At 47.5% G+C, this 6,989-nt stretch carries 6 protein-coding genes; 3 read left to right on the top strand and 3 right to left on the bottom strand.

Annotation, left to right across the window (positions count from 1 at the left end):
* Positions 1-992: 992 nt before the first annotated feature.
* The 3 genes from CLV93_RS06780 to CLV93_RS06770 all read right to left on the bottom strand — a co-directional run bounded on the left by CLV93_RS06780 (position 993) and on the right by CLV93_RS06770 (position 3,574).
* Positions 993-1,226 carry a hypothetical protein gene (locus CLV93_RS06780; protein WP_106541400.1) on the bottom strand — a complete coding sequence of 78 codons (234 nt, stop codon included), beginning with the start codon at positions 1,224-1,226 and terminating at the stop codon, positions 993-995.
* Positions 1,227-1,343: 117 nt separating this feature from the next.
* On the bottom strand, positions 1,344-2,021 hold the full coding sequence (locus tag CLV93_RS06775; RefSeq protein ID WP_106541399.1) for a hypothetical protein: 678 nt from the start codon (positions 2,019-2,021) through the stop codon (positions 1,344-1,346).
* A gap of 398 nt (positions 2,022-2,419) precedes the next feature.
* Positions 2,420-3,574 carry an AraC family transcriptional regulator gene (locus CLV93_RS06770; protein ID WP_106541398.1) on the bottom strand — a complete coding sequence of 385 codons (1,155 nt, stop codon included), beginning with the start codon at positions 3,572-3,574 and terminating at the stop codon, positions 2,420-2,422.
* Between the two features lie 118 nt (positions 3,575-3,692).
* On the opposite strand from CLV93_RS06770, the gene CLV93_RS06765 reads away from it, so the two are divergent.
* The 3 genes from CLV93_RS06765 to CLV93_RS06755 all read left to right on the top strand — a co-directional run bounded on the left by CLV93_RS06765 (position 3,693) and on the right by CLV93_RS06755 (position 6,503).
* Positions 3,693-4,427 (top strand): polyprenol monophosphomannose synthase, encoded by a 735-nt coding sequence (locus tag CLV93_RS06765; protein WP_106541397.1) that lies wholly within the window; start codon positions 3,693-3,695, stop codon positions 4,425-4,427.
* 219 nt (positions 4,428-4,646) lie between these two features.
* The gene (locus CLV93_RS06760; RefSeq protein ID WP_106541396.1) at positions 4,647-6,014 is read left to right on the top strand and encodes a dihydroorotase; all 1,368 of its coding nucleotides are present in this window, start codon (positions 4,647-4,649) and stop codon (positions 6,012-6,014) included.
* Positions 6,015-6,503, top strand: a complete 489-nt coding sequence (locus CLV93_RS06755) for a hypothetical protein (protein WP_146141969.1) — start codon at positions 6,015-6,017, stop codon at positions 6,501-6,503.
* Positions 6,504-6,989: the final 486 nt, after the last annotated feature.

Genomic DNA, 6,989 nt, shown 5'->3' with positions numbered 1-6,989 from the left:
GCGTTGCAAAGATAGAAATCTTTTCGCGTTATCTCCAAATCTTTTTTCGCCTTTTTCTCAAAGCTTCAGTACCCGGAAATCAACGCCCGTTTTTTCAAACGTGGCGGCAAAGATAAAACCTTTTATCCCGACTTTCCAAATACTTTTTCAAGATTTTTTTCAGTGATGTTTTCGATGCGTAACCCGGCTCTTTCCTGCCAGGATTATCTCGCCATCCCGGTTGGACTCCCAAACAGTGAAAAAACCTTTCACGTGGTCCGAAACATCTCTTTTCATCACCTTCTGAACGCTGCCTCCCTTTCGGAAAGCGGATGCAAAGAAAGCGTATTTTTTCGTATTACTCCAAACCTTTTTACAGTCTTTTTTGACATAAAATCTCAAGTGCCTGATTAGATGGACTAATTTATTTCAAAAAAATACTTAAATGATGTTGCACAGGGGAAGGTGGTGGGGAAAACGGCTTACAGAAACGAAGGGATTTAAAACCCGGGACAATCCACTTCAACCGGTGCGCAAATGAAGACTGTTTAGTACTCTATCCCTACTGTATCTGTACTTAAAATCTACTTTGGGGGTACTTTTCCGTTGCCGGGCATGCTTCAGGAAACTGTGTGCGGCGCAACAGCGTCTTTTTTTATTCAACTCCGTTGGAGTTGCTTTCTATTCAGGTTGCCAATCCTCCGGCTTCGCCGAAGGTGATGAACATCTTTCCCTGGCGGGAAACTCTTTGACCGGCCAACCCGCTTTTCGCCTGACGGCGAAGTGGGGGGCGAACCTTATTGGAAGACTTTTTCCTTATTGGAGAACAAACAACAGAAACATTTCCAACAATAGGAACAACAGAAACCGCGAAGCGCAACCCGGAACTTGAAATTTTGAAACCTGAAACCGAACTTACCCAATCACCACATCCAGTTGGCGGCCTTCTTCAAATTGCTGATCATCGGTTTGTAGTATGCACACTTGCTATAGCATCATAAGTCCAACGAGGATTATTTTGTATCCCTGTTTTTAAAGTAATGCTCTGATTTTCCCCATAACCTTCCGGCTTTCCGAAAAAGCTTTTTTGTGGCATTTTCAACAGATTTGTTTGCTTTCCGGTACGTTTCGCTCTCATGTATTTTGTCTGCGGTATCGTCCATAAATTCTTCCGCTTTATCGATCCATTGCTCTGCTTTATCCTGAAAAGTCTTCTCTTCAGGTTTCTTGTTTTCGTCGTTTTCCATAGTTTGCTTTTTTTTTCCAATAAATTCTTCTACATCTCACTGCCCTGCCATTGCATCGTGTGGTACTTAAGATACAATTGAGGAGCAACTGAGGCTACAAACCGAATCTGCCGATGCTTATTCTTCCTCATCCGGACCTTCAAACGGCTGCACCGTGCATTCATATTCCAGGTTCACAAAATCGTCTTTGGTCAGCCACTTTTCTGAAATCGTCATCGAGTAAGCATCGTCTCCCTCATTTTGCAAGCTCCACACAATTCCTTCAGCCTCGGGAAAGGATGTTCGTCCCTCCAGTTGGTCGCTTAGTAAGCGGTTGAGCAAATTATTGTCTGAAAGGCCGTAACTTAGCGCCTTCAACGCAATTTCCTTTGTGAGTTCCTCAGAGCCATTGTCTTCGCCCTTTATTTCGAATTGTACGATGTTCACTTTGCCCGGGGGGAACTTTCCGTTGTAGGCTTGGTAAAGCAATTGATTAATGTTGAACAGATCCTGGTGAAGGTCGATCTCAGAATAATTTTCAAAGACTTTTACCCTTAGCATCTCGTGCGAAAGATTATCAATTTGCCCTTCAGCAAGTACATCCGAAAGTTTGTAGTCGAGAAGAATCGCAGCCGCCTCATTGGGTTCGAAGTCCGAAATGGCCATAAAAAGAAATTCCTTCAATTCGGTTGGTTTTAATTGCTCCGCATCGGGGTACTCAAATCTTGCCAGCAACTCCTTATAGTCGTCGTTGTTCCAGGCTCCTTCCAGCTCGTCGGTCGATTTTACATCGTTTATCTTTACGAAATATTTCATTCAACTTGTTTTTTGGTCTCTACTCTACTTAACTCCCGGCTAGGATAATTGTTTCATTTTTATTGAAATCCAACAACTTCTGCTCGCAGACCCGCTAATCGGGATTGTTTCTCTATTCGGGGACGGCCTCTCCTGACGGAGGCGGAAGATGCATCTTCAGAGAAGGACAACAGAAACAATTCCAACAATAGGAACGACAGAAACCACAAAGCGCAACCTGAAACTTGAAATGTTGAAACCTGAAACCAACTCCCGCGGCCGGGCGAAGGCCGACAGCCGGACGAAGCGGGACCGGTTGGACGAACGGGAGTGACGGGGCGATTGGAATGAGCCCCCGGAACGACCGGTGAGACCCCAGGACTGCGAGTACGCTACAGGCCGCAGACCTTGAAGCCGCCCTAAACACTTTCTGTCTCGGTAGCATACCGTAACCGGTCGCGCAACATGCCGGGCGTTACATTTTCGAGTTGTCTGAAGGCGCGGGACATGGATACGTTGGAACCAAAACCGGAACGGATGGCCACTTCCTCGAGCAAGAGGATGGGCTGACTGGAGAGCAGTCGCTTGGCTTCATCGACGCGGTACTGGTTAACGAAGGTGTTAAAGTTCACGCCGTAACTGCGGTTGATGGCCTGCGACACATACGTGCGGTTGGTTCCCAGCTCAAGGCACAGGTCGGCCAGCTTGAAATCGTTGTTCAACCAGGGCTTTTGCTCCTGAAAAATCGTTCTGATTTTTTTGATGATGACCGAATCGGGTTCATCGTGCCCCTCCAGTCTTACGGCCAGGCGGTCGCGTTCATCGAAGAGCGGCTTTTGGCGGAACCCCAACACACCCAGCGCCCAGATAAGCAATCCCAGCAAAAACAGCGGGATGACCAGGTAGCGGTCGTCGCCAAATAATTTAACCGGATTGACGGAATAGAAGAAAATGCTGAGAATGGCCATGCCGAAAAAGAGTCCGTTGAACAACCACATCCACTTGAGGCCGATTTTCCCGTAGTCGGCAAACCAGTTGACGGCTTCGTAGCGATGCTTTCGAAGCAGCCGGAACGACAAAACAAAGTAGAGGAAGATTTGCACAAAGAGGCAAACGATATTGAGGAAACGAACCACCAACAGGTAATTCATCAGCGGATTGGAAAAATCGGGGGCAAAGCGGTACTCCGACATGAACTGTACCCGCTCCTGCACATCGAGCATGAGATAGAAAACCGGCGCACTCAGGAAAAAGAAAACAATGGACGGCAGGAAATGAATCCAGGCACGCACCTTTTTCCCGGGAGGCGATGTGAGTTTTAATATGTACGTGTAGATGAACGGGTAAGCCGCCAGCACCGACGAAATGTGCAAACTGTGCAGATAAGTATAGATTTCGTAATGCTTCTGGAAATAAAAGTAGTTGGCCAGAAACAGGAAAGCTGCATTGAGCATGCCCCATCCCAGCCACACCTTGCTGTGATCATCTTTTCCGGCCGAAAAGAAAAGAACGACCGACAAAATCAACGGCACATAAACCGGGCTTAACAAACCGAGGTCTCGAAAAAGTTCCAAAGGCTATCAGGTTAATCGTTTCGATAAAAATACTAAAAAACGTTAATCACAGTCCAATACCCCGCTTCGAACCACAAAGAATAATCTTATCTTTACCGGACACAAAAAAAGTTTAATTGTGCCAGACAGCGTAGTAATTATTCCTACATACAACGAGAAAGAGAATATCGAGCGGATGGTCCGCACGGTATTAGGCCTCGAGCATCCATTCCATCTGTTGATTATTGATGACAATTCGCCCGATGGAACTGCCGACATTATTAAACGTTTGATGCCAGACTACGATGGCCGCCTGCACCTGCTTCAACGAGAAGGGAAGCTAGGGCTTGGAACCGCCTACATTACCGGTTTTCACTGGGCCATCGAACACGGCTACAACTATGTTTTCGAGATGGATGCCGATTTTTCGCACGACCCGAAAGATTTGCTCAGGCTGCATGACGCCTGTGCCAACAAGGGTGCCGATGTCGCCATTGGCTCGCGCTACATTACCGGAATTAACGTGATTAACTGGCCGCTGGGCCGTGTACTGATGTCGTATTTTGCATCGGTGTATGTGCGCACGGTTACCCGAATGCCGGTGATGGATACGACTGCCGGGTTTAAGTGTTACCGGCGCGAAGTGTTGGAAACCATCAGGCTCGATAAAGTCAGGATGAAAGGTTACGGATTTCAGATTGAAATGAAATTCACTGCCTGGAAATTCGGCTTCAACATCGTGGAAGTTCCCATTATTTTCACCGAAAGGCAGGAAGGATCGTCGAAAATGAGCGGCGGCATCTTCGGAGAAGCCTTTTTCGGGGTGATGAAGATGAAGATGAGGAGCTGGTTCCGAAGTTACAAACGAACTTAAATTGCTTAAGATACAGGACAAGAGCAGCTCGCGAGGTTGCTCTTTTTTATGCCACGCAATAAAATAAAGGAGAAAATAGTTTTAAATTGGAAGCTCGTCATGACAACTGATTAAATCAGGCGCTTTCAAATCCATCGAAAAATGCTTACTTTCAACCGACAACCAGTGGAACACATGCCACTACCAAATAATTAAAAACAAAATCAATCAAACTCAAAAATGAAGGACATTGTCATCAGGGATGCCAAGGTAGTGAATGAAGGAAAAATCATGAAAGGGACAAGCATCCTGATTCGAAACGGAAACATTGAGAAAATCTTTCGCAACGAAGTACCGGAAAGCGTGTTGGCGAAAGCTGAAGTCATTGATGCTTCCGGAAAACTACTCCTACCTGGCGCTATCGATGACCAGGTTCATTTCCGGGAACCCGGGCTCACTCACAAAGCCGAAATCGCCACCGAATCGAGAGCGGCTGTAGCCGGCGGCATCACCTCGTTTATGGAAATGCCCAACACCGTTCCGCAAGCCACCACGCAGGAATTACTCGAACAAAAATATGCCCGCGCCGCCGAAGTTTCGATGGCCAACTACTCGTTTTACATGGGCGCCACCAACGACAACATCGACGAAGTACTGAAAACCGACCCGGAAAAGGTTTGCGGAGTGAAAGTCTTCATGGGTTCGTCCACCGGGAATATGCTGGTTGACAATCCCGAGACGCTGGCCAATCTGTTCAGCAAATCGAAAATGCTGATTGCCACGCACTGTGAGGACGAGCCAACCATTCAGGCCAACCTCGCTTCCGCCAAAGAAAAATACGGCGAAGACATTCCGATTAGCGAACACCCGAAAATCCGTAGTGCCGAAGCCTGCTTCCTGAGCACTTCCAAAGCGGTTGAACTGGCGAAAAAGAACGGAGCCCGGCTACACGTGCTACACCTTTCTACCGCCAAAGAGATGGCGCTGTTCGATAATAACATCCCGTTGAAGGATAAGAAAATCACGGCGGAAGCTTGTGTGCATCACCTTTGGTTCAGCGATGCCGATTACGAAAAGTACGGCACACGCATCAAATGGAACCCGGCGGTAAAAACTGCCGACGACCGCGAGGCCATTTTAAAGGCTGTGAACGAAGGCCGCATCGACGTGATTGCCACCGACCATGCCCCGCACACCGAAGAGGAAAAAAATAACAAGTACCTGAAAGCGCCATCCGGCGGACCGCTGGTGCAACACGCGCTGGTTGCCATGCTGGAACTGCACCGAAGAGGCAAAATCAGTATCGAAAAAGTTGTCGAGAAGATGTGTCATGCCCCGGCCGAACTGTTTGGCGTGCAAAAGCGCGGCTACATCCGGAAAGGCTACAAAGCCGACTTGGTGTTGGTAGAACCCTCGCGCTGGACCGTTTCGAAGGATAACCTCTTCTACAAATGTCAATGGTCGCCTTTCGAAGGTGAATCATTCTCTTACCAGGTCACCCACACCTTTGTGAATGGCAACCTGGTGTACGAGAATACCAATGCCGACGGAAAAGGAAAATTCAACGAAGAATTCCGTGGCGAACGTCTAACTTTTGACCGAAGATAAGTGAAAAGAAGCCTCTTCATTCTTGCTGCTCTTGTACTCATCTTTTCAGGATGCAAACAGGAGAAGAAAGAACAACAAACAGCGGCGACGCCTGCCCCCCAAGGTGCGTCGATGGGAAAGATTACGTATGATACCATCATACTGAATCCGAACAAAGATGACACGTGGACGACGGAATGCCTGAGCAAGTTCGAACGGAAGAAACTCATCGATGACATCTTCGATGCCGTTTATGCCGGCAAACTGACGGCCATGGATTATTTTACCCGGAAGAAGTATTCTATACAGGAAGTGAAAGCGATGGAAGCTTCCGGCGAATTTACCCGCGATAAAATCGGGAAAATACAGTTCGACGAGCAGTGGTACTGGGACGAGAAGAACGACCGGTTACGAAAGAAAGTCACCGCGATGACACTCGGTTACGAAGTTTGGAATAACGACAGTACCCTCCGTGGTCACAAACCGGTTTTCCGGATAGAGTTTAACTGAAATTGAATAATTCAAATAGAATAAAGAATCCCGGCGATTGCCGGGATTTTTTTATGATGATGGTTGGGCTAAAGCCCTTACATGCCCGCCATTTATTCCGGCTTTAGCCTAAGGTCTGAAATCCCAAAGCCCGGGGCAATACTCCGGGTAAAAGACCAATAGACGTATGGAAGCCTGAAGGGCTTCAAGCATCAGATCCTGAGAATTGGTACGGATGTGCCAGCCCTACAGGCTGATTGGTTGTATTATACGCCTTTGTCCCGGGCGTTGCCCCAAGTTCTGGAATCGGAGCCTTTCAGGCTCAAAAAAGACTACTGCGGGGACGTACATCCTCACGATACCATCTTTCTAACAACATGCCACCCCTTCCCGAATGGAATATTCATCAACTCCGGATGATAATTGAAGATAATCGGGAACTCAACCCGAATCATCTTTCCCTTAGCTCCACGCATCCAGTCGTTCCCTCCAATCTGAATTAGTAAT

The organism is Prolixibacter denitrificans (genome assembly GCF_003014495.1).
GTDB lineage: Bacteria > Bacteroidota > Bacteroidia > Bacteroidales > Prolixibacteraceae > Prolixibacter > Prolixibacter denitrificans.
The sequence above is the reverse complement of the archived record's forward strand: the minus strand, read 5'-3'. Positions and strand labels throughout refer to the sequence as shown.